Below are 23,265 nucleotides of genomic sequence, written 5' to 3' on the forward strand. Positions count from 1 at the left end.
GTGGCGGAAATGTGGCGTGATTGTGGAAATAGTGGTCAATACTGCCCAAAGCGCATTTTTGTATTTATTTCAGAAACAGTAAAGAAAAGGCGGGGTAAACCCCGCCCTCTTGTCGCTTTGTTGGTCTGGTTTAACAGTTGTTTACGTATCGGTACCGACCCGCGCCATTCACTGTTCGGGCACCAGAATTTCGCGTTTGCCGACGTGGTTGGCGGCGCTGACAAGGCCCTGATCTTCCATCTGTTCCACGAGCCGTGCGGCCTTGTTATAGCCGATCGCCAGTTTGCGCTGGATGTAGGAGGTTGAACATTTGCGATCCTTGATCACGATCGCCACAGCCTGATCATAAAGCGCGTCTTCGCCATCTGTGTTGCCACCCAGACCCAGAACCAGATCAATATCGCTTTCCTTATCCTCATCTGGGCCCTCAACAACGCCGCCAATATATTCGGGGGGCCCATAGGATTTCAGATGGTTGACGATTTCCTCGACTTCCTCATCGGAACAGAAGGGGCCATGGACGCGGGTGATTTTCGACCCGCCGGCCATGTAGAGCATGTCGCCCATGCCCAAGAGTTGTTCTGCCCCCATTTCACCCAGGATCGTGCGGCTGTCGACCTTGGAGGTGACCTGGAAGGAAATCCGGGTTGGGAAGTTGGCCTTGATCGTGCCGGTGATTACATCGACTGATGGGCGTTGCGTGGCCATGATGATATGGATGCCAGAGGCCCGCGCCATCTGGGCCAGACGCTGAATGCAGGCTTCAATCTCTTTGCCCGCGACCATCATCAGATCGGCCATCTCATCCACGATGACGACGATGAAGGGCATGGTTTCGGGCTGAATCTCTTCCGTCTCGAAAATCGGATCGCCGGTTTCATCGTCGAAGCCGGTCTGGACGGTGCGGCTGAACATCTCGCCTTTGGACAAGGCCTCGCGCACGCGGCCATTGTAGCCGTCGATATTGCGCACGCCCATTTTGGACATCTTGCGATAGCGTTCTTCCATCTCGCCCACCACCCATTTCAGGGCGACAACGGCCTTTTTGGGGTCGGTGACAACCGGCGACAATAGGTGCGGGATGCCGTCATAGACGGAGAGTTCCAACATTTTCGGATCGATCATGATCATCCGGCATTCTTCGGGGGAGAGCTTATACAGCAGGCTCAGGATCATGGTGTTGATCGCCACGGATTTACCGGACCCGGTGGTCCCGGCGATCAGCAGGTGGGGCATTTTCGCGAGGTTCGCGACAATCGGTTGGCCGCCGATATCCTTGCCCAGAGCCAGTGGCAGGCGGTGGGTGCCATCGCCATAGGTTTTATCGGACAGAAGTTCGCGCAGAACGACCATTTCGCGTTTTTCATTCGGAAGCTCAATGCCAATCACAGAGCGGCCAGGAACAGTCGAGACCCGTGCAGACAGGGCCGACATGGAGCGCGCAATATCATCGGCCAGGCCGATCACCCGGCTGGCCTTCAGCCCCGGGGCGGGTTCAAGTTCGTACATGGTGACAACGGGGCCGGGGCGGACTGAAACGATGTCGCCCTTGACGCCGTAGTCATCCAGCACGGCTTCCAGCATGCGCGCGTTTTCCTCCAGTGCCTCATCAGACAGGTGGTGGCGTTCGATCTTGATCGGATCGGTCAACAGGCTGAGCGGCGGGGTATCATAGACCTGCGCGGCATCATCAAATTGCAGGGACGGTTGTGCCTCTGCCCGGGCCTTGCGTGATGGCTTGGCCACTTTGCGGGGGGTGTGTTGCACGACACCTTGCCCTACCTCAGCAGGTGCGCGGGTATAGGTGGTGCGCTGCGGGGCCGGGGGGATCGTGTCGGCATCGAAATCATCGACCAGATCGGCGGCGTCAAACGGATCTTCGTCCAGTTCATCTGTAACCGGCGTGGATTGCTGGGTTTCGGCGATCAGTGGTTTTGGGCCACGGCCACGGGTCAGGCGTGGTTCCAGGCGGCCATTTTCATCAATCGGCTTGGGCTGGCGGACGCGCGCCTTGATCACGTCAGAAATTTTGGCGCGGATACGATCCTCGCTGTCCTCGTAGGCGTCATAGTTCTGTATGACGATATCTTCGGGATCCGGTTGCGGTTGACGACGGAAGATGGCGCTGAGAATGCCCGGCTTGGCGGGTTCTTCAATCGGGTCTTCCACCATGTCCGGGGCGGTGTGCACCTCTGACATCGCGGTTGCGCTGAGGACCGGTTCGGCACGCAGCACCCGGGCCTGAGACGCCGCCGCAGCTATGCTGCTGGCGGGGCCGTGGATGGCCTCTAATTCATCAAACCGGGCCTGTTCAGCCTCCAACGCTGCCGCCCTGCGGGCTTCGCGGGCGGCTTTCATATGGCGGGCCAGAGCAACGGATCCGACGGCACCGCGCCCCATCAGACGCATCAGTGTGGCGTAGGTCAAAATCAGGCTGATCAGCAGAAAGCGGCCAATGCGCGACAATTCGGGCCGGGTAAAGCCGGTGACAAACAACAGCATGGCAATCATGGCGACGCCTGACAGAGCCGACAGTGCCTTGAGCCAGAACCCAAGGCCGCCCCATTCTTGCAAGATAGACAAAAGCGCGCCGGAAAATGCGTCGCCAAACAGGCCACCCAGGCCGAAACTGTGGCTCCAGCCTGCAGGGGCGGGGAGGGTCGAGGCGTGAACCGATATCAGGGCAATCGCAATCGGGGCAAAAATCAACCGGCCAAAGGCGCGCCCATCGCCGCGATGGGTGATAAAGCGCACGCCCCAGGCGATCAGGATTGCTGCAATCCCCCAGCCGCCCCATCCGGCAATGATGTAAAGCGGAGAGGCGACAGCGGCGCCTGCCTGACCCAAAAGGTTGTTGATCGGCGCGTCCGTCGCCGAGAACCAGCTGGGATCATCAGGGGAATAGCTGCTGATGATCAGGGCAAAAATCAGACCCGTAATTGTCAGGGCAATGCCGACCAATTCCCTGCCACGCGCGGCCAATACGGCCTGCGTGTTGCTGTCGAAAAGCGGATCGCGTTGTCTGGCCTGATAAGATGCCATTTGTTACCTGTCCTTGCCCAACTGTGCCATTTGCCGGATCAAACATCAGACCCGTGGCGATTATCTGTTTTTGGGGCGCACACCTTGTCAAAGGTGCGGCCAGATCACGGATCAGGTTGAAAAGCGGCCTTTTGTCGCCCTTAACTTACCACAATCATTGGGAAATAATTGGAATTATGTGCGCATCAGTCACTTGCCGCTGATGCGGCTGTGGATGCAAACATATCCATTCTGGCGCGAAAAATGCCCGCGTCTTTTCCGTCATGACTGCCTCAAATCCAGGATCGTTTCGCCCTGCTTTTTCCAAACGATACAGTCATTTGCACAGGTCTGTCCAGAAATCAGCGGCAAAAAATATCACCTGTGGCAATGGCTGTTGCTTTTAGGTCAGCGCCTGTTCCGCAGCAGCCCCAAGCCGCAGCAGGCGTTCTTCCTGACCTGGAAGCGATTGCAGCATGATCCCTGTCGACGGCGTGCCGGTGGGTAGGGTGAGCGCGCATAACCCCATCAGATTGCCAATGCGTGTGTTGCGAAGGGCCAGCAGGTTTTCGGCAATGTAGTAATCATGATCCTCTTCCAAACGCGCCATGTTGGGCGGCAGGATCGGGCAGGAGGGCAGGATCACCGCATCGTAACCGGCTGTTTTCGCGGCATAAGCCTGGCGGGCGGCCTTTAGCTGATCCCAAGCCTGTATATAGTCGACCCCGGAAAATTTCGCCCCGAGGCGGAAGCGTTCCAGAATTTCGGCATACATTAGATGCGGGGCGGCTTCGATCACGTCTTTCCACTGGGCATAGGCGCGGGTGGTGTACAGAACGCCGGACAGGCCCATTGCATCGGTTAGTTCTGGAACGGCAGCATGTTCGATCTGGGCGCCGGCCTGACCCAGACGCGCGACGGCATCTTCGAACCCCTTGGCGGGTTCGTCTCGCAGATCATCAAAGGCGACGGTATCAAGTACCATCAAACGGGTCCCCACCAATGATGCGCCGGTCATATCGGGGCCTAAATCGCCTTCCATCAGACCCAAGGTCAGGGCCGCATCCTCTACCGTTCGGGTCAGAGGGCCGACCGTGTCAAAGGTGTTGCACAGCGGCACGACGCCATCCAGCGACAGGCGGCCATGGGTGGTTTTCAGCCCGACTAGATCATTCCACGCCGACGGGATGCGCACCGAACCACCGGTATCAGACCCAATCGCCGCTGGGGCCAGCCCGAAGGCGACCGAGCCTGCCGCGCCAGAGGACGATCCGCCCGATACAGCGCCGTGATCGTTTACACAGGGTGTGGTCGCAGTGCTGGGATTGTGGCCAAGGCCAGAGAAGGCCAGTTCCGACATGTGCGTTTTGCCCAGACAGACCGCCCCGCCCAGGGTCGCGGCCCCTAGAACCCGGGCATCGGTCTGGGGCACCCGGCCCTTCAAAAGCGCGGATCCGGCCTCTGATCTTGTGCCTGCCGTGTCAAAAAGGTCTTTCCATGAGAGAGGAACGCCATCCAATGGCCCCAGACGCTGACCTGCGCTTGCGCGGGCGCGGGCGGCTTTGGCCTCTGCCACGGCGCGATCACGCGTCGTGCGGGCATAGATGCGATCGGCCATCGGGTGAGCTGCGATTTGATCCAGGAAATACTCTGCCAGGTCCACCGGATCGATCTGTCCGGCAGCGATGCCGCGGCCCAAATCCGCAGCGCTGGATTGGTTCCAGTGTTTACTCATCACGGCCTCCACTTTTATGACAGGCTAGCGGCACCACGGCACATGGACAATCCCGAACTTGGCGGGTTATCAGAGGCTATGGCACATGACTCGGATATTCTGATTGTCGGGGGCGGATTGAATGGCCCTGCTTTGGCGCTTGCGCTGGCCGATGGCGGGTTTTCGGTCACAGTTGTGGATGCCCGGCCCGCAGAGGATCGCAGCCGTGCCGGATTTGACGGGCGTGGTTATGCGCTGGCGCTGGCCTCGCAGCGGCTGTTGTCGGCAATTGGCATCTGGCCCGACGTGGCAGAACAATCGCAGCCCATCTTGGATATCAAAATCACCGATGGCCGGGCCGAGGATGGTCCGGGGCCATGGATGTTGCATTTTGATCATGCCGAGATCGAAGAAGGCCCGATGGGATATATGCTGGAGGATCGGTTCCTCTACGCGGCGTTTCTGGCGGCGATGCGGGATCACCCGGGGGTGACGCATGTTCCGGGCCGAACAGTGATGGCGCAATCCGTTGACGTCGGTGCTGCCTCGATCACGCTCGATGATGGATCGACGTTGTCTGGGTCGGTTCTGATCGGGTGCGATGGCCGACAAAGCGGGACGGCGCAACGCGCGGGTATCAGGCGTCAGGGCTGGGATTACGGGCAAACCGCGTTGGTTTGCGCGATTGATCATGAGTGCCCCCATCACGGGGTTGCGCATCAGTATTTCATGCCGCCGGGACCATTGGCGATCCTGCCATTGCCGGGAAACCACGTGTCGATTGTCTGGTCGGAAAAGACAGAAACAGCGGCACAGATTCAGGCATTGGATGACGCGGGATACTTGGATGTCTTGCGGCCACGCTTTGGTGATTTTCTGGGCGATATTTCGCTGGCCGGGGCGCGGTTTACATATCCGCTGAATCTAACCTTGGCCGAAAGTTTCATAGCTGAGCGGCTGGCATTGGTGGGTGATGCGGCCCATGGGGTGCATCCGATTGCCGGGCAGGGGCTGAATCTGGGTCTGCGGGATGTGGGTGCTTTGGCGGAGGTGCTGATCCAAGCGCGGCGCCGGGGCGAAGATATCGGTGCTCAGGATGTTCTGGCGCGCTATCAGCAGTGGCGGCGCTGGGATACAACCTCGTTGGCTGCCGCCACCGATGGTTTCAACAAATTGTTTTCCAACGATAACGGCTTGTTGAGAATTGTCCGCGATATTGGCCTGGGTTTGGTTAACGGGATGCCGCGGTTGCGCCGCTCTCTGATCCGGGAGGCGGCCGGCCTGAATGGCGATCTGCCCGCCCTTTTGCAGGGGCGACAGATTTAGGCTGCTATGCTGGCAGGTACCTCGCGAACCAATCATGGCTTGGTTCACGTCGCGAGGATACAAGGTGGCACAACGCAAAGGCATTATTCTGGCCGGGGGATCAGGGACGCGGCTCTATCCGATCACTATGGGCGTCTCAAAGCAGCTCTTGCCGATCTATGACAAGCCGATGATTTACTATCCGCTCAGCGTTTTGATGCTGGCCGGTATTCGCGAGATTGCGATCATCACAACGCCACAGGACCAGCATCAGTTTAAGGCATTGTTGGGGGATGGTCGCCAATGGGGCGTATGCTTTACCTATATTGAGCAACCATCGCCTGACGGATTGGCGCAGGCCTATTTGCTGGCAGAGGATTTTCTGGACGGGGCGCCATCGGTTTTGGTGTTGGGGGATAATATTTTCTTTGGGCATGGGTTGCCCAAAATTCTGAAATCCGCCGATCAGAAATCTTCTGGCGGCACGGTTTTTGGCTATCACGTTGCCGATCCGCAGCGATATGGTGTGGTGGGGTTTGATGGTGATGGACAGGTCAAATCGATCATCGAAAAACCAATCGAACCGCCCTCAAACTATGCCGTCACCGGGTTGTATTTTCTGGATGGTACGGCACCCGAGCGGGCACGCGATGTCAGGCCATCAAACCGTGGTGAGCTAGAGATTACGTCGCTTTTGGATATGTATCTTGCCGAGGGCAAGTTGCGCGTCGAAACTATGGGTCGCGGTTATGCTTGGTTGGACACCGGGACCCATGCCAGCCTGCTGGATGCGGGAAATTTCGTGCGTACTTTGGAAGAACGGCAGGGTATCCAGACCGGCTCTCTGGACGAAATAGCCTTTGAGGCGGGATGGATCGGGGCCGACCAATTGCAAATGCGGGCCGAACTTTTTGGCAAGAACGTTTACGGCGACTATCTGATGGGGCTTTTGTGATGGAGGTCGGTAAAACCGCATTGCCAGGGGTGTTGGTGCTGACCCCAAAGCGGTTTGGCGACACACGCGGGTTCTTTTGCGAAAGCTGGAACAGGCGGGCGATGGCGGCGGCGGGGATTCATCAGGAATTTGTGCAGGACAATCATTCTCTGTCACGAGAGGTAGGGACTGTTCGGGGGCTGCATTTTCAGGCTCCGCCCTCGACACAGGCGAAACTGGTGCGTTGCGGGCGTGGGCGTTTGCTGGATGTCGCCGTTGATATTCGCAAGGGCTCGCCCACTTTTGGGCGCTGGGTGGCGGAGGAACTGTCCTTTGACAACGGGCGGCAGTTGCTGGTGCCGGTGGGTTTTTTACACGGGTTTGCCACCTTGGAACCAGACACCGAGATTATCTACAAATGCACCGATTATTACGACCCGGTGGCGGATGGGGCGGTGCGCTTTGACGACACTGATATTGGGATCGATTGGGGGCTGAGCGGCCCGGCGATCCTGTCTGAAAAGGATCAAAACGCGCCTCTGCTGGCCGAGTTTGACAGCCCATTTGTCTATGGAGAAAACGCATGAAGATCATGGTGACCGGCGGGGCGGGGTTTATCGGATCGGCGGTGGTGCGGCTTGTGGTTTCTCGTGGGCATCAGGTGGTGAATCTGGATGCGCTGACCTATGCCGCCTGTCTGGATAATGTGGCCCCGGTGGCGGACAGCCCGAATTATGCGTTTGAACAGGCAGATATCTGCGACCGTGAGGCGCTGGATCGGATTTTTGCCACCCATCAGCCGGATGCGGTGATGCATCTGGCGGCGGAAAGCCATGTGGACAGGTCGATCGACGGGCCGGGCGATTTTATTGAGACCAACATCACCGGTACCTACAATATGCTGGAAGCGGCGCGTGGTTTCTGGGTGGGGGCCGGGCGGCCAGAGGCGTTTCGGTTCCATCATATCTCGACCGATGAGGTCTACGGATCGCTGGGGGCGGAGGGGATGTTTACCGAGGACACAGCCTATGCCCCCAACAGCCCCTATTCGGCATCCAAGGCCGCCAGCGATCATCTGGTCCGGGCCTGGGCAGAAACTTATGGCCTGCCGGTGGTGATGACCAATTGTTCGAACAATTATGGACCCTATCATTTCCCTGAAAAACTGATCCCGGTGGTGATCCTGAATGCCTTGGCCGGTAATCCGATCCCGGTTTATGGCACGGGCGAGAATGTGCGCGACTGGCTGTATGTCGAGGATCACGTTGATGCATTGCTATGCGTGCTGGAGAAAGGCGCGTCGGGTCGGTCGTATAACATCGGCGGCGAGAATGAGGCGCGCAATATTGATTTGGTGCGGATGATCTGTGGGATATTGGATGAGCTGAGGCCGGCTAAACACGCCTATGCCGAACAGATCACGTTCGTCACGGATCGGCCAGGCCATGATCTGCGCTATGCTATCGATCCCACCCGCATCCGCGAGGAACTGGGCTGGCGGCCCTCTGTTACGCTGGAACAGGGGCTGCGCAAGACAGTTCAATGGTATCTGGACAATGAGAATTGGTGGCGTGCTTTGCAGTCCCGTCAGGGTGTGGGGCAGCGGCTGGGGATGAAGACGTGAAGACGCTTGTCTTTGGTCTGACAGGTCAGGTCGCCACCGAATTGCAGCGACAGGCGAAGGTGATCGCGCTGGGCCGTGATTTGGCGGATCTCGCGGATCCTGCGGCCTGTGCGGCGGCGATACGGGAATATGCACCGGATGTAGTGATCAATGCGGCGGCTTATACCGCGGTGGACCGGGTCGAGGATGAGGAGGCGCTTGCTACGGTTATCAATGCTGAAGCGCCTGGTGCCATTGCACAGGCTTGCGCCGATCTGGGGATCCCGTTCGTCCACATCTCGACTGACTATGTCTTTGATGGCTCTGGTGATCAGGCATGGCAAGTGGATGATCCGATCGCACCGATCAATGCTTATGGACGCAGCAAATTGGCGGGGGAGGTGGCCGTGCGGGCGGCGGGCGGTGTTCATGCGATCCTGCGCACATCTTGGGTATTTTCCGACCATGGGGCAAATTTTGTGAAAACCATGTTGCGTCTGGGGGCAGACCGGGATCGACTGACGATTGTGGCGGATCAAATTGGGGGGCCGACACCGGCCGCCGGAATTGCCGCAGCTTGTCTGGACATTGCTACGCAGTTGGCGGCCAATCCGGGTAAGTCAGGCACCTATCACTTATCCGGTGCTCCGAATGTCAGCTGGGCCGATTTCGCGCGCGAGATTTTCGCCCAGCAGGGTCTGGGTTGCGAGGTGGCCGATATTCCGACCGTCGACTATCCGACCCCGGCCAAACGTCCGTTAAACTCGCGACTGGACTGTTCGGCCCTGACTGAGGTTTTCGGGATTACGCAACCGGATTGGCGCATCGCCCTGACAAGAGTTCTGGCGGAACTCGCAAATCAACCTTAAACAATCCGGGTTTTCTGTTCCATCGGGCTGATGCCAAATTCGGCCCGGTACACCCGTGAAAAGTGGCCAGAGGAATTAAACCCGCACGCCATGGCAATTTCGGTCACTGATAGTTCTGTCTGAACCAATAGCCGTTGGGCCTTTTGTAGACGCAGGTCGATCAGGTATTTTTTGGGTGAACATTGCATGTAACGTCCGAACAGACGTTCCAACTGCCGGGTGGAGATCCCAAGTTCATCAGCAATATCTGTAGGCGTGATCTGATCCTCGATCGCGTTTTCCATGATGCGGATCGCCTTGGCCAGATGCGGATTGCGGGCCCCGATCCGGGATTGCATCGAGACGCGCTGTTCGGCCCCTGCCTCGCGCACGGCATTATAGACCATCTGATCGGCAATGTCGGTCGCCAGGTCCTCTCCATGTTTCTGGGCGATCAAATGCAGCATCAGATCACTGGCTGCTGTCCCGCCAGAGGCGGTGATAAACGGGGCGTCAGCGACGAAGACGCTGCGGCTGAGATGGACATCTGGAAACTCTTCCATGAACTGGTCATGAAACTGCCAGTGGATGGCGGCGCTGGAATTGGTCAAGAGACCTGTTTTGGCCAGGATATAGGTGGCCGAACAGATCGCGCCGATTTTGGTGCCCCGGCTGCGTTCGCGGCGCAGATAGGACATCAGGTTTGGCGTGACGTGGCGATCGACATTGATGCCGGAAATGACCAACATATGATCATGACGCCCAAGAGGCGCCATCCCCTGATCGACAAGGGTGACGGACCCGTTTGAGCATACGGCCTGTTTGCCGTCCTCTGACGCCAGAACCCATTCATAGAGCGTTTCCCCGCTCAGCAAATTGGCGATTCTCAGTGGTTCAATCGCACAAGCAAATGCGATGTGGGTAAACTCTGGGACTAACAGAAAAACAAAGCGTTCAGGCTGTGACACGGGACCCTCAATCGGCGTGATGGAACTTGCCTGCCTGTATAATAGATGATGTTGGGATTTATTGCGAATAACGACCTTGAATGCCGCAATCGGATCAATGGACAGGCGCCAGGCCTAAGGAACCAGTGCATAGCGGATGGCGTCGGTCCATTCTTCCAGAAATCCACGCCGTTTCAGACCATCCAGATACACCAAAAGCCCGGGGCCGAGGCGGATCGGCCGATGCGTTGCGGTGTCTTCGGGTGTGTCATATCTGGGGAAGGGATAGATATCGGTGTTTTGTGTTCCCCAGGCGGCGTGGATGAGATGATCCAGAAACTGCCCGGCGGTGTCAGCGTTTTCCGATCCTTTCAGGATGGCCGCGGTGCGCAGCATGATCAGCGTATAGTCCCGGGGTTCGATGGTGTGGATGCGATCGGCCAGATCATTGCGCGCCTGCGCGTAGCTGCCAAGTGCGTTATAGGCAACGGCAATTTCACCGCTGGCCAGATCATTCAGCATATCGGACGAGCAGCAATAGAGAGTGGTTTGCAAATTGCCCATAATCTCTGTCAGTCGCCAGAAGCTTTCTGATGTTCGGGCATCCTGTGTGGCAAAGAGGTAGCCCAGCCCGCTCGTCGTGATGTCATAAGTTCCAACACGCCCCCTGAACCGGTCCTCGTGATCGCGCATCAATGTGATCAAGTCCTGACGCGTTTCCGGCAGGTCAAGCCCGTCAAAGGCCGCGGGCGATATGACGATGGCTGCAGATTCTTGCGAGAAGGCAAACAGATGATCGCCCCAACGGGCCCATTCAGGGACCAGTTCTGTCGCATCAGATTTGTGGCTTTGCGTGTAACCATCATTGGACAGTTTGGTTTGCAGATCCATGGCCGAGGACAGGGCCAGGTCAAAGTATTGTTCCCCCTGGTAAATCGCCAGCATCAGATCGGCACTGCTGACGGTGGTGTATTCGATCGCCTGCGAAGGGTTGTTGGCCAGATACACCTCGATCAGCGGGGCCATCAGCTCTGTATCGGTGGTGGAAATCACCCGCAAACGGGTTGCGGCATCAGCGGGACCAAAGAGGCGTTCCTCCTCAACCTCAAACGCGGTGGCCGCGGAGGAGTTTAACAGCATCTGAACACAGATCAGGAAAGCGGAAAGTAAAGGGCTACGCATGCGCCATCCTTTGTATTGGTTATGGACAGGGTGCCGCCATGGGCCTCTGCCACCTCGTGGGCGATGGTCAGGCCCAAACCGGAGCCGATCGTATCTGTTGTGTTTGAGCCGCGCACGAAGCGACCCGTGACGCGGCTGATATCGTCGGGTGGAAAGCCGCCGGCCTGATCGGTCACCTGGATCGCGGCTCCCGTGGGATCGCTTGTGACGACGACTGAAATAGACCGCTCTGGCGGTGAATATTTGATCGCGTTGTCGACAATGTTGCGCAGCGCGTTCTGGGTCAGGATCGGGTCAATCAACACTGTGGCGTCCGGCCCGTCTTGCAGATGCAGGCGAATATCCTTCAGGTCCGCCACCGGGGCCAGACGATCAATGAGCTCTGCTGCCAGATCACGTAGAGAGGTTTCTTCGCGTTCCAGATGGTCGGCGCGAAAACTGACCATGGCGTGATCCAAAAGCTGCCCCGCAGCGCGCGAGCTTTCATCAATGGCACGGATCATTTCCTTGATCGATTTGCGGTTTTCCTCTTTTCTAACCCGGCGCAGGGTCAGTTCAGCCTGGGCGCGTACGGTGGCCAGTGGCGTGCGGACACGGTGCGCAGCCTCGGCGATGAAATCTTCGGATCGCGACAAGGATCTGCGCAGGCGATCGATGAACCGGTTCAGTGACAACACCAACGGCGCCATTTCCGCAGGAATGGGCGCGGTCACGGGCCGCAAGTCTTTGGGCCCGCGGCGCGACACGGCCCCCGTCAGTCGCTGCAAGGGGCGGATGCTGGATTGTGCTGTGATTATTCCCAGAAACACGGCCAAGGCAAAGAAGCTGATCCCCATATAGAGCGCGATCTGGGCAATGCGCGCCAAAGTTTCGGCCTCTCCGTTTCGGGTCTGGGCTACAGAAACCAAGACCAACACCGGTTTTCCCAGCAGGGATAATTTGCGGCTGACCGAGACCATGCGTATCGGCGTGTCATTGAAGTTGGTAGAGGCGAAGGATGATGTCACCCCCTGACTTTCCGGTTGGGGCAGGTCGGCGTAACCAGTCAAAACCGCGTCGTCGATCATCACCCGGTAAAAGACCCGATCATCGCTGATATTGCCCAGCATAGACAGGGCGGCATAGGGAATGTCTGCGGTGATCTCATCGGCCTGCACAGCGACGGATTCAAGGATCGACGTTGCTGAGGCCAGCAGAATATTGTCTTGCGAGCGTTCCGCCAGATCGCGAGCGAAATTCAGTACCGCCAGATAGAGAACCAGCGCCAATAAGGCGGCGCTGCCGACCAATTGCAGGGTCAAACGCCGCCGGATCGAGCCGCTGATGGTGATCTGGTCGCTCATTTCAACACCAACCGATATCCCAGCCCGCGCGCGGTCACGATTTCCACATTGGATCCCGCCAGATGCTTGCGCAGCCGTCCAACATAGACTTCGATTGCGTTCTCGGACACGTCCTCGTCATAGCTGAACAGCCGGTCAACCAAGGTGGATTTGGCAAAAATCCGGTCCGGCGCATTCAGGAAGATTTCCAACAGGCGCAATTCCTTGTTGCGCAATGTGATCTGACTATCGCCGACGGTCAGGGTGCCAGATAGGGCATCAAACCCGAGATTTCCGAATCGTCGCTCATTGGTGCCACTGCCGCCACGCCGACGCAGTACCGCGCGGCAGCGGGCCTCAAGCTCGGAAAAATCAAAGGGCTTGGTGATATAATCATCAGCGCCAAGGTCTAGAACGCCGACCCGATCAGAGACCTCGGAACGGGCGGTAAGCACGATGACAGGGGTCTTATCCTGCCGGGTTCTGTGGGCTTTCAGAAAGCTGCGCCCGTCCCCGTCTGGCAGCATAATATCCAATAAAATCAAATCGTAATCGGCGGTCGTCGTATAGGCGTCAGCACTGGCAATATCCGGGGCGTGATCGACGACATGTCCATCCAGCTGCAACCGGTCGAGGACGGCCGCGGCGAGGTTCTGATTGTCCTCGATCAACAAAAAACGCATGCAGTGGTTCCTTTGCCCGGATGCGTGCATGACAGGTTTATGTCAGCTTCGCGTGGTTCCTTCAGTCATGAGCGGCAAGTCCGCACTTTGTCAAATGGGAGGATATCATGACGAAGTTTACCCTGACCCGACGGGTCATGTTGGCGGCTGCTGCCGCCTCTGTTGGATTCGGTGCCCCTGTGATGGCTGATGGCCATCAGGTGATCGACAGCATCCACTTTCTGATCCCCGGCGGTGCTGGTGGTGGCTGGGATGGCACTGCACGCGGCACTGGCGAAGCGCTGACCGGCGCTGGTTTGGTGGGCACGGCATCCTATGAAAACATGTCAGGCGGCGGTGGCGGCAAGGCCATCGGGTTCCTGATTGAAAATGCCGACAGCAACCACGGCACGCTGATGGTGAACTCCACCCCGATCGTGATCCGGTCCCTGACCGGTGTGTTCCCGCATAACTTCCGCGATTTGACTTTGGTGTCCGGCACCATCGGGGATTATGCCGCGTTGGTTGTCGGCAAAGACAGCGCGATCAATTCGATGAGCGATCTGATGGCGGCCTATGATGCGGATCCGTCTGCGACCGCAATCGGCGGCGGTTCTGTGCCTGGCGGTATGGATCACCTGGTTGCCGCAATGGTGATGGAAGCCGCGGGCAAAGACGCGCTTGGCGTCAAATACATCCCCTATGATGCGGGCGGTAAAGCGATGGCAGCCCTGTTGTCCGGCGAGATCGCAGCGCTGTCGACCGGGTTCTCGGAAGCGGTGGACCTTGCCAATGCGGGCGAAGTGAAGATCATCGGCGTAACCTCTGAAGAACGTGTTCCTGCAGCGCCTGATGCGCAAACCATGATGGAACAGGGCATCAGCACGACCTTTGTGAACTGGCGCGGCTTCTTTGCAGCACCTGGCCTGCCTGATGACAAACTGGCAATGTATCAGGATGCGATTGCCAAGATGTACGAAACCGACGAATGGGAAGAAGTTCGTGCGCGCAATGGCTGGGTGAACATTCACAACTCTGGCGATGACTTCAAAACCTTTCTGGAAGCCCAGGAACAAGTCATTGGTGATTTGATGAAGAAGCTTGGGTTCCTGTAATCCAAATGAGCGGCTTCGCCGCACGCCTTTGGACTAAGCGAGGGTTCTACCCTCGCGCTCCCGAGGTATTTAAAGCGAAAGGAGGAGGGGCTTTTTGATCCCCTCTTCCAAGAAGAAGTTTCGACTTCCTCACGCACGGCCATCGGCTCCTCAGCCTGTACCGCAAATGCAAGGTTTCAGACTTATGGTTAATATTTGGTTTCCTTTCGCCAAAAATACCTCGGGGGAGCCGTGCAGAACACGGCGGGGGCAGAGCCCCATTGGATTGTCGCAGAAATTCGGAGGATAATATGGCGCTCGACCGTTGGATCGCATTGATATTGTTGGGTGTTTGTATGGTGTATGGCTACACTGCCTGGTTCACGATGGATGCGCAGCTCGCGCCCTTTATGCGGCGCAATCCGATCTGGCCCAGCACGTTTCCCAAGGTTTTGTCCATACTGGCCATCGCGATGGCGTTGATCATCTTGTTGGGCCTAGAGAAGAGTGAACAGAAAATAGGTGAGATCGATTATCGCCGTCTTGGTGATTATCACCTTGGTCAAGCGGTGTTGTTGCTGGGGTTGATGGTGGTCTACGCGCTGTCCCTACGCCCGGTTGGTTTTCTGATCTCGACGTCAGGGTTCCTGATTTTGGGGTCGTTCATTCTGGGGGAGCGCAAATGGCACATCATGGTGCCCATCGCGGCCGTTGCGACGCTGTTTGTCTGGTACCTGGTACAACAAGTGTTGGGCATTTATATGCGCCCACTTCCCGGATTTATAGGAGGCTGACATGCTTGAAGGACTGTTGATCGGCCTGCAAACGGCCTTATCCATTCAAAACCTATTGATGGTCATCGGCGGATGCCTGATCGGGACCTTTATCGGGATGTTGCCGGGCTTGGGCCCGATGTCGATCATTGCGATCATGATCCCGGTTGCGATTTCCATCGGCGATCCGTCTGCGGCGCTGATCCTGCTGGCAGGGGTTTACTATGGCGCGATTTTTGGCGGCTCGACCTCCTCGATCCTATTGAACGCGCCGGGGGTTGCAGGGACCGTGGCCAGTAGTTTTGACGGCTATCCGATGGCCCGGCAAGGCAAGGCCGGCAAGGCGTTGACGATTGCCGCGATTGCCAGCTTTGCGGGTGGCACAATCGGTGCGCTTTTGTTGATGGTCTTTGCGCCTGCGTTGTCTTCGGTGGCGCTGCTCTTTCATTCGGCGGAGTATTTCGCGCTGATGGTTGTGGGCCTATCCGCGATTGCGGCCTTTGCCGGTACCGGTCAGGTGGCCAAGGCATTGTTGATGACGCTGTTGGGTCTGATCATGGCGACGGTTGGGGAAGGGGCCTTGTTCAACCTGCCGCGATTCACCATGGGGATCATGGATTTGCAATCGGGCTTTGGGTTTATCACACTCGCCATGGCGATGTTCGCGTTGCCAGAGGCGCTGTTTCTGGTTCTGAAACCCAAAAATCTGGGTGGTGGCGAAGGAGAGATCAAGGATCTGCGGATCAGTCGGGCAGAGGCGAAGGCCATCGCGCCAGTGATTGGGCGCCAATCGATCCAAGGGTTCTTTATCGGTGTTTTGCCGGGGGCTGGGGCGACGATTGCGTCCTTCCTTGGCTATGCTGTGGAGCGCAACATTGCGACGAAGGAAGAGCAGGACGAGTTCGGTAAAGGCTCGATCAAGGGGCTGGCCGCACCGGAAACCGCCAATAACGCGGCTTGCACGGGGTCTTTCGTACCGCTCTTGACGCTGGGCATTCCCGGGTCTGGAACCACAGCGATTTTGCTTGGCGCGCTGCTGGCGTTGAATGTGACACCTGGCCCGCGCTTGATGATCGATGAGCCGCAGATTTTCTGGGCGGTGATCATGTCAATGTTTATCGGCAATCTGGTTCTGTTGATCCTAAACCTGCCGCTGATCCCCCATATTGCCAAGGTTCTGTCAGTGCCGCGCAATTATTTGATCCCGTTCATCCTCTTCTTCACGCTAATGGGGGCCTATATCGGCCAGAACAACGCGACGGAATTGTTGATGTTGGTTGGGTTTGGGATTGCCGCAACGGCGTTGAAATTTGCCGACTATCCGCTGGCACCCTTGCTGATTGGGTTCATTCTGGGTGGGATGCTGGAGGATAACTTCTCTCGCTCTATGCAGCTCTATGACGGTATCGGTTTCATATGGGAGCGTCCAATGACGCTGGGCCTCTTGGTGATTGCGATGTTGTTGGTACTCTTGCCCAGCTACCGTGCACGCCGGGCCAAAGCGCGGTCTGAAGGTGTCGCCGAAGGCGACTAAGACAACGCAGCCGCTGCGCCGCTATAGGTTAGCTATCTGAGCTCTGACATAATTGGCGGGGTGTGTCGCCCCCGCCAATACAGGGGCAACACACGAAAACGCCATTGTCAGATTTGGGGTGTTCCAGGCCCGTAATAGAGACAGTGCGGCAGAACGGTGCGCTGTGACGCAACGGTATGCGGATTAGAGTTGAATCCTGTTCCTAAACCGGCATGATTGGAGGCAATCCGCTATCCATGCAGGTTATTTGACCGCAAGTGATTTGATCTGCATCGCAGCAGCAATAGGGAAGTGTTTAATGAAATTATTTCAGGTTCTTATCGCCGGGTTGATTCTGATATCTCCTGCTTTTGCGCAAGATACACCCAAGCCTGTAAAGCTGATTGAGGTGGAGGAGCGGGGCGGGACACTGATCCGACAGTTTTTTGGTCAGGTGGTGGCCCGACAAACGGTCGATCTGGCCTTTCAGGTGTCCGGACATATCGAAAGCTTTCCAGCCGTAGAGGGGGAAACGATCCCCGCGGGAGAGTTGATTGCAGAGCTGGATCTTGTGCCGTTTCAACTGTCGTTGGAACAGGCACAGCTGCAAAAGGAACAGGCCGACCGCACGTTGGAGCGGTATGAAAAACTAAGCGGTGAAACCGTCAGCCAGGTCTCCATCGATGACGCCCAGACCCAGGCTGAATTGGCCGATGTGGCGGTGCGAAACGCGGAGTATTCCCTGCAGCACGCCACCTTGAGCGCGCCATTTGATGCCTTGGTTGCGGTGCGCAATGTGGCCAATTTCACCACCATATCGGCGGGCACACCGGTTGTGCGCCTGCATGATATGTCAGAGTTGCGCATCGATATCGAGGTGCCGGAAGTCCTGTTTCAAAAGGCGGGCGAAGACCCCGATGTAGAGATCACAGCCACGTTTCCGGCCAGCGATGAGATTTACCCATTGGTGGTGCGCGAGTTCAACGCAGAGACCACTTCGGTTGGTCAGACCTTCCGCATCACGCTGGCACTTCCGCCGCAAGAGGGTCTGAACATTTTACCGGGTTCATCGGCAACGGTGCACACGGTCCTGAAATCAGGCACGCCGGTGATCGCGTTGCCAGTGACGGCCTTGATACCGGAGGAGGGCGACAGCCTGTCGGTTTTGGTTTTCAACCCCGGTGAGGGGGAGACAGGCACGTTGGAGAAACGAGAAATTACGGCCTCTGTTGCCGGCAATGGCCATTTTGTTGTGACGGATGGTTTGACGACCGGTGAAGAGATCGTTGCCGCAGGCGTCGCAGTGTTGGAAGATGGTCAGAGCGTTCGTCGCTTTACCGGCTTCCCGCAATAGGAGGCCGTCATGACAATTGCGCGCGCCTCGATTGATCGCCCTATTCTAACCTGGCTGGTTATCCTGATCGCCCTTTTCGGTGGGCTCTGGGGGTTTTTAACACTTGGCCGATTGGAAGACCCGGCCTTCACCATCAAATCGGTGGTGGTCACGACCTCTTATCCTGGGGCCTCTGCCGAGCAAGTCGCGATGGAAGTGTCAGAGCCGTTGGAATCGGCCATTCAGAAAATGTCGGAGGTGAACAAGATCACCTCGATCAACCAGCCGGGATTTTCCCAGATCGATGTGGAGTTTCGCGACACCACGCCCAGCGATGCCCTGCCGGAAGTTTGGACCAAGCTGCGCGCCCGGGTGCGGGATACAGCGCGTAATTTGCCCGATGGCGTGGCGCAACCTTTGGTCAATGACAGTTTTGGGGATGTGTTTGGCCTGTACTATGCAGTGACCGCAGTAGGGTTCTCTGACGCCGAAAAACACCAGCTCGCGACCTGGCTCAGGCGCGAATTGTTGGTGGTTGATGGGGTGGCTGATGTGGATGTGTCCGGTCTGCCGGATGAGGCGATTTTCGTTGAGCCTGATCTGTCTTTGCTGGCCAATCGCAATATTGCCCCGCAGGCGCTAAGCGGGGCGATCGCCAACGCGGATTCGGTCACAGCCGCCGGTGTTGTGGATACATCGTCTGCGCGCAACCGAATAACCACGCCCGAGGGATCGGGCACTGTGGATGAAATCGCGGGCCTGTCTATTGGGGTCGGTGGCGAGGTTTTGAACCTTGCCGATGTCGCCTCGGTTAGTCGGGGACGCAAAGACAACCCGTCGCGGATCATTCGCTTTGACGGTGAGGATGCCTTCACCCTGGGGATTGCCGGGTTGGCGACAGAAAACATCGTGGATGTCGGCAAGCTGGTGGATGCACGTCTGGCCGAATTGCAGGCGGACATTCCTTATGGGGTTGAGCTTCACCCGATCTATCAGCAGCATTTGGTGGTCGAGGAAGCATCGAACGATTTTATTGTCAATTTGGCGATGTCGGTGTCCATCGTCGTGGTGGTGCTGGGCCTGTTCATGGGGGTTCGCGCGGCGGCTGTCGTGGGTTCGACGCTGTTGCTGACGGTGATGGGCACGCTGTTGTTCATGGCTATTTTTTCCATCGAAATGGAACGGATATCGTTGGGTGCATTGATCATCGCCATGGGGATGTTGGTGGATAATGCCATCGTCGTGGCCGAAGGAATGCAGATCGCCATGCAGCGCGGCAAGGCATCGCGCGAGGCAGCGGATGAGGCCGCCGGAAAGACGCAAATCCCGCTTTTGGGGGCGACGGTGATTGCGATCATGGCCTTTGCGGGGATCGGGTTAAGCCCGAACTCGACCGGCGAATTTATGTTCTCTCTATTCGCGGTGATCCTGATCTCTTTGATGTTAAGCTGGATTTTGGCCATTACCGTGACGCCGTTGATGGGGCACTACTTCTTTAAAACCGGCAAGGCCGATGGGGCAGACGCCTATGATGGTGCCATGTTCAGGGCCTATGCCGGGGTGTTGCGTGGGGCGCTGCGCTTCCGCTGGCTGGTTTTGGCCGGACTGGTTGGGGTAACCGTGATTTGCTACGCGGGCTTCGGTCAGGTGAAACAGCAGTTTTTCCCAAGCTCAAACACGCCGCTGTTTTTCGTTCATTACAAGCTGCCGCAGGGCACACCGATTGCGCGGGTGTCAGATGATATGAAGCTGGTCGAGGACTGGCTGGCGGATCGCGAAGAGGTGGTTTCTGTCGCCAGTTTCATCGGGCAGGGGGCGACACGTTTTATTCTGACCTATTCGGCAGAGAAGGCCAATCCAAGCTATGGCCATCTGATTGTCCGGACCGAGGGGCTGGAGGAGATCCCGGCCCTGGCCGCCGAATTGGAAGACTTCGGCGTTGCCGCTTTCCCGGAGGGTGAGTTCCGCACCGAGCGCCTGTTCTTTGGCCCCGGTGGTGGCGCGCCAATTGCTGTGCGGTTCTCTGGCAGTAATCCGGATGTGTTGCGGGCGTTGGGCGATCAGGCGATGGACGTGATGGAAACGACGTCAGACAGCCTCTTGAACCTGCGCACCAACTGGCGTGAACGCGAATTAGTAATCAAACCGATCTATGCCACAGAGCGCGCCCAGACAGCAGGCGTCGCCCGTGAAGATATCGCCGATACGCTGCGCATGGCGACCGACGGGTTTGTGACCGGTCAATTCCGCGAGGGCGATCGCCTTATCCCGATCATCGTGCGTCTGCCGCAAGGCAGCGAACCCAACCTTTTGGATCAGATTGTCTATTCCAGTTCTGCCGGGCGCTACATCCCGATGGAACAGGTTCTGGATGGGCTGGATTACGAGGCGCAGGACACGTTGGTTCATCGTCGCAACCGGGTCAGCACCTTGACGGTTGAGGCCAGCATCCCGTCGGAACTGACGGCGGCGACCGTGCACAGCGAAATCCGTGCCGCGATAGAGGCGATCGAGTTGCCGCCAGGATATGCCATGGAATGGGGCGGTGAATTTGAAAGTTCCAGCGACGCCAATGCCAGCCTTGGGGCACAGTTGCCAGTGACCGTGTTGATCATGGTGCTGATTTCGGTCCTGCTGTTTAACGCGATCCGTCAACCGATCATCATCTGGCTCTTGGTACCCATGTCGGTAAACGGGGTGGCGTTGGGCCTGTTGGGCACCGGGCAGCCATTTACCTTTACTGCGCTTTTGGGGCTGCTCAGCCTGTCGGGTATGTTGATCAAGAACGGTATCGTATTGGTCGAAGAAATTGACCTGACGCGCAAGGCCGGTGCGTCGTCCCTGACGGATGCGATTGTGACCGCCTGCACCAGCCGCCTGCGACCGGTGGTTCTGGCGGCGGCAACGACCATTTTGGGAATGATCCCTCTGCTAAGTGACGCATTCTTTATCTCGATGGCGATCACTATCATGGGGGGGTTGGCTTTCGCATCGGTTCTGACGCTGATTGCGGCACCGGTTCTTTATGCGGTGTTCTTTTCCCGCAGCGATCAGGCCGTGGCGGCAGAGGCGTTAGCCTGACCCGTTAAAGACCCAGAGCTTGCTGATCACAAATGTGCCTGCCGGGACCACGACCAGCGCGGTCAAAAATCCGGCGAGGTAGTGCAGTGACAAAAGGTCAACCGCCACGACCATGATCACCACATTGGCGATCAATCCGCCCACAGCGGTGGTCAGGAATTTGCCAATGCCGCTGGCGTTGCGAAGGCGCTGGCGAAACACCCATCGCGACTGGCCGATATAGGTGACCAGAACCGCCACCATGAAAGCCAGCGCCGTGGCCATAGCCGGGGCCATTCCGGCACCTTCGACCAGTCCGCGCAGCACCAGATAATGCGTGGCGGTCGCCAAAATGCCGGTGATGCCAAAACGGATCACCTGTCCGGTTGGAAAAAGCCCGCGCATGATCAGCCGCCCTGATCAAAACTCTGGCGGCTTTCTGCCGGGATGTGGCCGTCATCCTGTTTCGGTTCGATCCCGATGGTCTGCTGAACCAGATAGATCGGACGTTGTTTGACCTCTATGTAAAGTCGGCCCAGATATTCACCGATGATCCCCAGTGACATCAGCTGCACCGCACCCAACAAGAGCATGACAACCATGATTGAGGCATAACCAGGCACATCGGCGCCCAAGACCATCGTGCGAATGATCAGGTACAGCATATAGGAAAAGGCGCCGCCTGCGACCAGCATGCCCAGATAGGTCCAGATACGCAGCGGCACCGTGGAAAAACTGGTGATGCCGTCCAGTGCAAAATTCCATAGCCGCCAGAAGCTGAACTTGGAATCGCCCGCCACGCGTTCGGGCCGGGAATAGGGCACAGCGATGGCCTTGAACCCCACCCAGGCGAATAACCCCTTCATGAACCGGTTGCGTTCGCGCAGCAACAGCGTCGCCCGGACCACGCGTCGGTCCATCAGGCGAAAATCACCAGCGTTGTTTTCGATCCGGTCGCGGGTCAGACGGTTGAAGATCTTGTAAAAAGCACTGGCAGAGAACCGTTTCAACGCCCCGTCGGTAGACCTGTCGGCGCGTTGCCCATAGGCAATGTCATAGCCCGCCTGCCAATGCGTGACGAACTCCTTGATCAGTTCAGGCGGGTCCTGCAAATCCACATCCATCGGAATCACCGCATCCCCACGCGACCAGTCCATCCCGGCGGTCAGCGCCGATTCCTTGCCAAAATTCCGGGTCAGTTGCACGAAACAAACCTGCGGGTCCTTGGTGGCCTCATGCGATATCACCTCTGCCGTTCGGTCAGTGCTGCCATCATCGACGAAGATAATCTCATAGCTCAATCCGATCTCTGCCATGACAGGGCGGATCGCGGTCAGAAAATGGCCGATTGAATCCTCTTCATTCAACACGGGAACGATCAGGGAAAGGGACGGTGTCTGCTGTGCCATAGATTATTTATCCTGTTTGCGCCGAATCTAGCGGCGGAGAGAGGAGAAGGCGACCGAAAATTACAAGCCTGCGCTGAATGGCTCTGGACTGTGCTATGTCTCCGTCATTCACGCTCTTGCAACACCAACATTTTGCAATTAAATGCTCTGTCGCAGACGGTTCACCACCGCGACGCCTCAATAGCTCAGCTGGTAGAGCAGGTCCTTCGTAATTAGCGGGTCCATCCGCGATTGACGTTTCGGGGCAATGAGTTAGATAGAGTGAGTTGTAATTAGTAGGGCCATAGTAGGGCCACAGAAATAAATAAGGCCGCATTAGCTCAGCCGGTAGAGCAATCGCTTCGTAAGCGATGGGTCGGGGGTTCAAGTCCCTCATGCGGCACCATTCCTCTTAGAAAATCTGAAACAACGTTGACGACCTATTCCGTTGAAAAAGTCTTCTTGATTGGATGCCGTTTCACTGATTCAATTTCCCTATTGAAGCGGGGGATTAATGCCGATGATGGGGCCTAGACAAGAAGCACAGGCGGCACTGTTTTATGAGT

General features: G+C 57.3%; 18 protein-coding genes and 1 tRNA gene. 11 read left to right on the top strand and 8 right to left on the bottom strand.

Annotation, left to right across the window (positions count from 1 at the left end; all coding sequences use genetic code 11):
• Positions 1-168: 168 nt before the first annotated feature.
• Both AC2D8P_RS13420 and AC2D8P_RS13425 read right to left on the bottom strand, forming a co-directional pair.
• Positions 169-3,042, bottom strand: a complete 2,874-nt coding sequence (locus tag AC2D8P_RS13420) for a DNA translocase FtsK (protein WP_484703295.1) — start codon at positions 3,040-3,042, stop codon at positions 169-171.
• A 382-nt stretch (positions 3,043-3,424) separates the two neighbouring features.
• Positions 3,425-4,756: an amidase gene (locus AC2D8P_RS13425; RefSeq protein WP_484703296.1), complete on the bottom strand. Its 1,332-nt coding sequence runs from the start codon at positions 4,754-4,756 to the stop codon at positions 3,425-3,427.
• A gap of 78 nt (positions 4,757-4,834) precedes the next feature.
• On the opposite strand from AC2D8P_RS13425, the gene AC2D8P_RS13430 reads away from it, so the two are divergent.
• From AC2D8P_RS13430 to rfbD, 5 genes are all read left to right on the top strand, one after another.
• Entirely contained in the window at positions 4,835-6,061 is a 1,227-nt protein-coding gene (locus tag AC2D8P_RS13430; protein WP_484703311.1) for an FAD-dependent monooxygenase, read from the top strand.
• A gap of 64 nt (positions 6,062-6,125) precedes the next feature.
• A complete protein-coding gene (rfbA, locus tag AC2D8P_RS13435) occupies positions 6,126-6,995 on the top strand; it encodes a glucose-1-phosphate thymidylyltransferase RfbA (protein WP_484703297.1) in 870 nt (289 codons plus the stop codon).
• Positions 6,995-7,561, top strand: coding sequence for a dTDP-4-dehydrorhamnose 3,5-epimerase (gene rfbC / locus AC2D8P_RS13440; protein WP_484703312.1), 567 nt, complete (start codon positions 6,995-6,997; stop codon positions 7,559-7,561). Before rfbA ends, rfbC begins: the two co-directional genes overlap by 1 nt.
• Positions 7,558-8,598, top strand: coding sequence for a dTDP-glucose 4,6-dehydratase (gene rfbB, locus AC2D8P_RS13445; protein WP_484703298.1), 1,041 nt, complete (start codon positions 7,558-7,560; stop codon positions 8,596-8,598). The genes rfbC and rfbB overlap by 4 nt, the downstream gene beginning before the upstream one ends.
• Positions 8,595-9,446: a dTDP-4-dehydrorhamnose reductase gene (gene rfbD, locus AC2D8P_RS13450; protein WP_484703299.1), complete on the top strand. Its 852-nt coding sequence runs from the start codon at positions 8,595-8,597 to the stop codon at positions 9,444-9,446. Before rfbB ends, rfbD begins: the two co-directional genes overlap by 4 nt.
• Here rfbD and AC2D8P_RS13455 read toward each other — a convergent pair.
• The 4 genes from AC2D8P_RS13455 to AC2D8P_RS13470 all read right to left on the bottom strand — a co-directional run bounded on the left by AC2D8P_RS13455 (position 9,443) and on the right by AC2D8P_RS13470 (position 13,559).
• A complete protein-coding gene (locus tag AC2D8P_RS13455) occupies positions 9,443-10,393 on the bottom strand; it encodes a GlxA family transcriptional regulator (RefSeq protein WP_484703300.1) in 951 nt (316 codons plus the stop codon). The genes rfbD and AC2D8P_RS13455 overlap by 4 nt on opposite strands.
• Positions 10,394-10,507: 114 nt before the next feature.
• Positions 10,508-11,554 carry an ABC transporter substrate-binding protein gene (locus AC2D8P_RS13460; RefSeq protein ID WP_484703301.1) on the bottom strand — a complete coding sequence of 349 codons (1,047 nt, stop codon included), beginning with the start codon at positions 11,552-11,554 and terminating at the stop codon, positions 10,508-10,510.
• Positions 11,524-12,897 carry a sensor histidine kinase gene (locus AC2D8P_RS13465; protein WP_484703302.1) on the bottom strand — a complete coding sequence of 458 codons (1,374 nt, stop codon included), beginning with the start codon at positions 12,895-12,897 and terminating at the stop codon, positions 11,524-11,526. Before AC2D8P_RS13465 ends, AC2D8P_RS13460 begins: the two co-directional genes overlap by 31 nt.
• Positions 12,894-13,559, bottom strand: a complete 666-nt coding sequence (locus tag AC2D8P_RS13470) for a response regulator transcription factor (protein ID WP_484703303.1) — start codon at positions 13,557-13,559, stop codon at positions 12,894-12,896. Before AC2D8P_RS13470 ends, AC2D8P_RS13465 begins: the two co-directional genes overlap by 4 nt.
• Before the next feature lie 107 nt (positions 13,560-13,666).
• On the opposite strand from AC2D8P_RS13470, the gene AC2D8P_RS13475 reads away from it, so the two are divergent.
• The 5 genes from AC2D8P_RS13475 to AC2D8P_RS13495 all read left to right on the top strand — a co-directional run bounded on the left by AC2D8P_RS13475 (position 13,667) and on the right by AC2D8P_RS13495 (position 21,332).
• On the top strand, positions 13,667-14,653 hold the full coding sequence (locus tag AC2D8P_RS13475) for a Bug family tripartite tricarboxylate transporter substrate binding protein (RefSeq protein ID WP_484703304.1): 987 nt from the start codon (positions 13,667-13,669) through the stop codon (positions 14,651-14,653).
• 290 nt (positions 14,654-14,943) lie between these two features.
• On the top strand, positions 14,944-15,426 hold the full coding sequence (locus AC2D8P_RS13480; RefSeq protein WP_484703305.1) for a tripartite tricarboxylate transporter TctB family protein: 483 nt from the start codon (positions 14,944-14,946) through the stop codon (positions 15,424-15,426).
• 1 nt (position 15,427) lies between these two features.
• Positions 15,428-16,939, top strand: coding sequence for a tripartite tricarboxylate transporter permease (locus AC2D8P_RS13485; RefSeq protein WP_484703306.1), 1,512 nt, complete (start codon positions 15,428-15,430; stop codon positions 16,937-16,939).
• Between the two features lie 298 nt (positions 16,940-17,237).
• Positions 17,238-18,272, top strand: coding sequence for an efflux RND transporter periplasmic adaptor subunit (locus tag AC2D8P_RS13490; protein WP_484703307.1), 1,035 nt, complete (start codon positions 17,238-17,240; stop codon positions 18,270-18,272).
• A 9-nt stretch (positions 18,273-18,281) separates the two neighbouring features.
• Positions 18,282-21,332 (top strand): efflux RND transporter permease subunit, encoded by a 3,051-nt coding sequence (locus AC2D8P_RS13495; protein WP_484703308.1) that lies wholly within the window; start codon positions 18,282-18,284, stop codon positions 21,330-21,332.
• Here AC2D8P_RS13495 and AC2D8P_RS13500 read toward each other — a convergent pair.
• On the bottom strand, positions 21,324-21,716 hold the full coding sequence (locus AC2D8P_RS13500; RefSeq protein WP_484703309.1) for a GtrA family protein: 393 nt from the start codon (positions 21,714-21,716) through the stop codon (positions 21,324-21,326). The two genes, AC2D8P_RS13495 and AC2D8P_RS13500, sit on opposite strands and share 9 nt — an antisense overlap.
• Before the next feature lie 2 nt (positions 21,717-21,718).
• Positions 21,719-22,720 (bottom strand): glycosyltransferase family 2 protein, encoded by a 1,002-nt coding sequence (locus AC2D8P_RS13505; protein ID WP_484703310.1) that lies wholly within the window; start codon positions 22,718-22,720, stop codon positions 21,719-21,721.
• A 309-nt stretch (positions 22,721-23,029) separates the two neighbouring features.
• Between AC2D8P_RS13505 and AC2D8P_RS13510 the strand changes: the two genes are divergently transcribed.
• A tRNA-Thr gene (locus tag AC2D8P_RS13510) sits at positions 23,030-23,105 on the top strand.
• The last annotated feature ends 160 nt before the right edge of the window (positions 23,106-23,265 follow it).

The organism is Roseovarius sp. YIN77 (assembly GCF_057219155.1).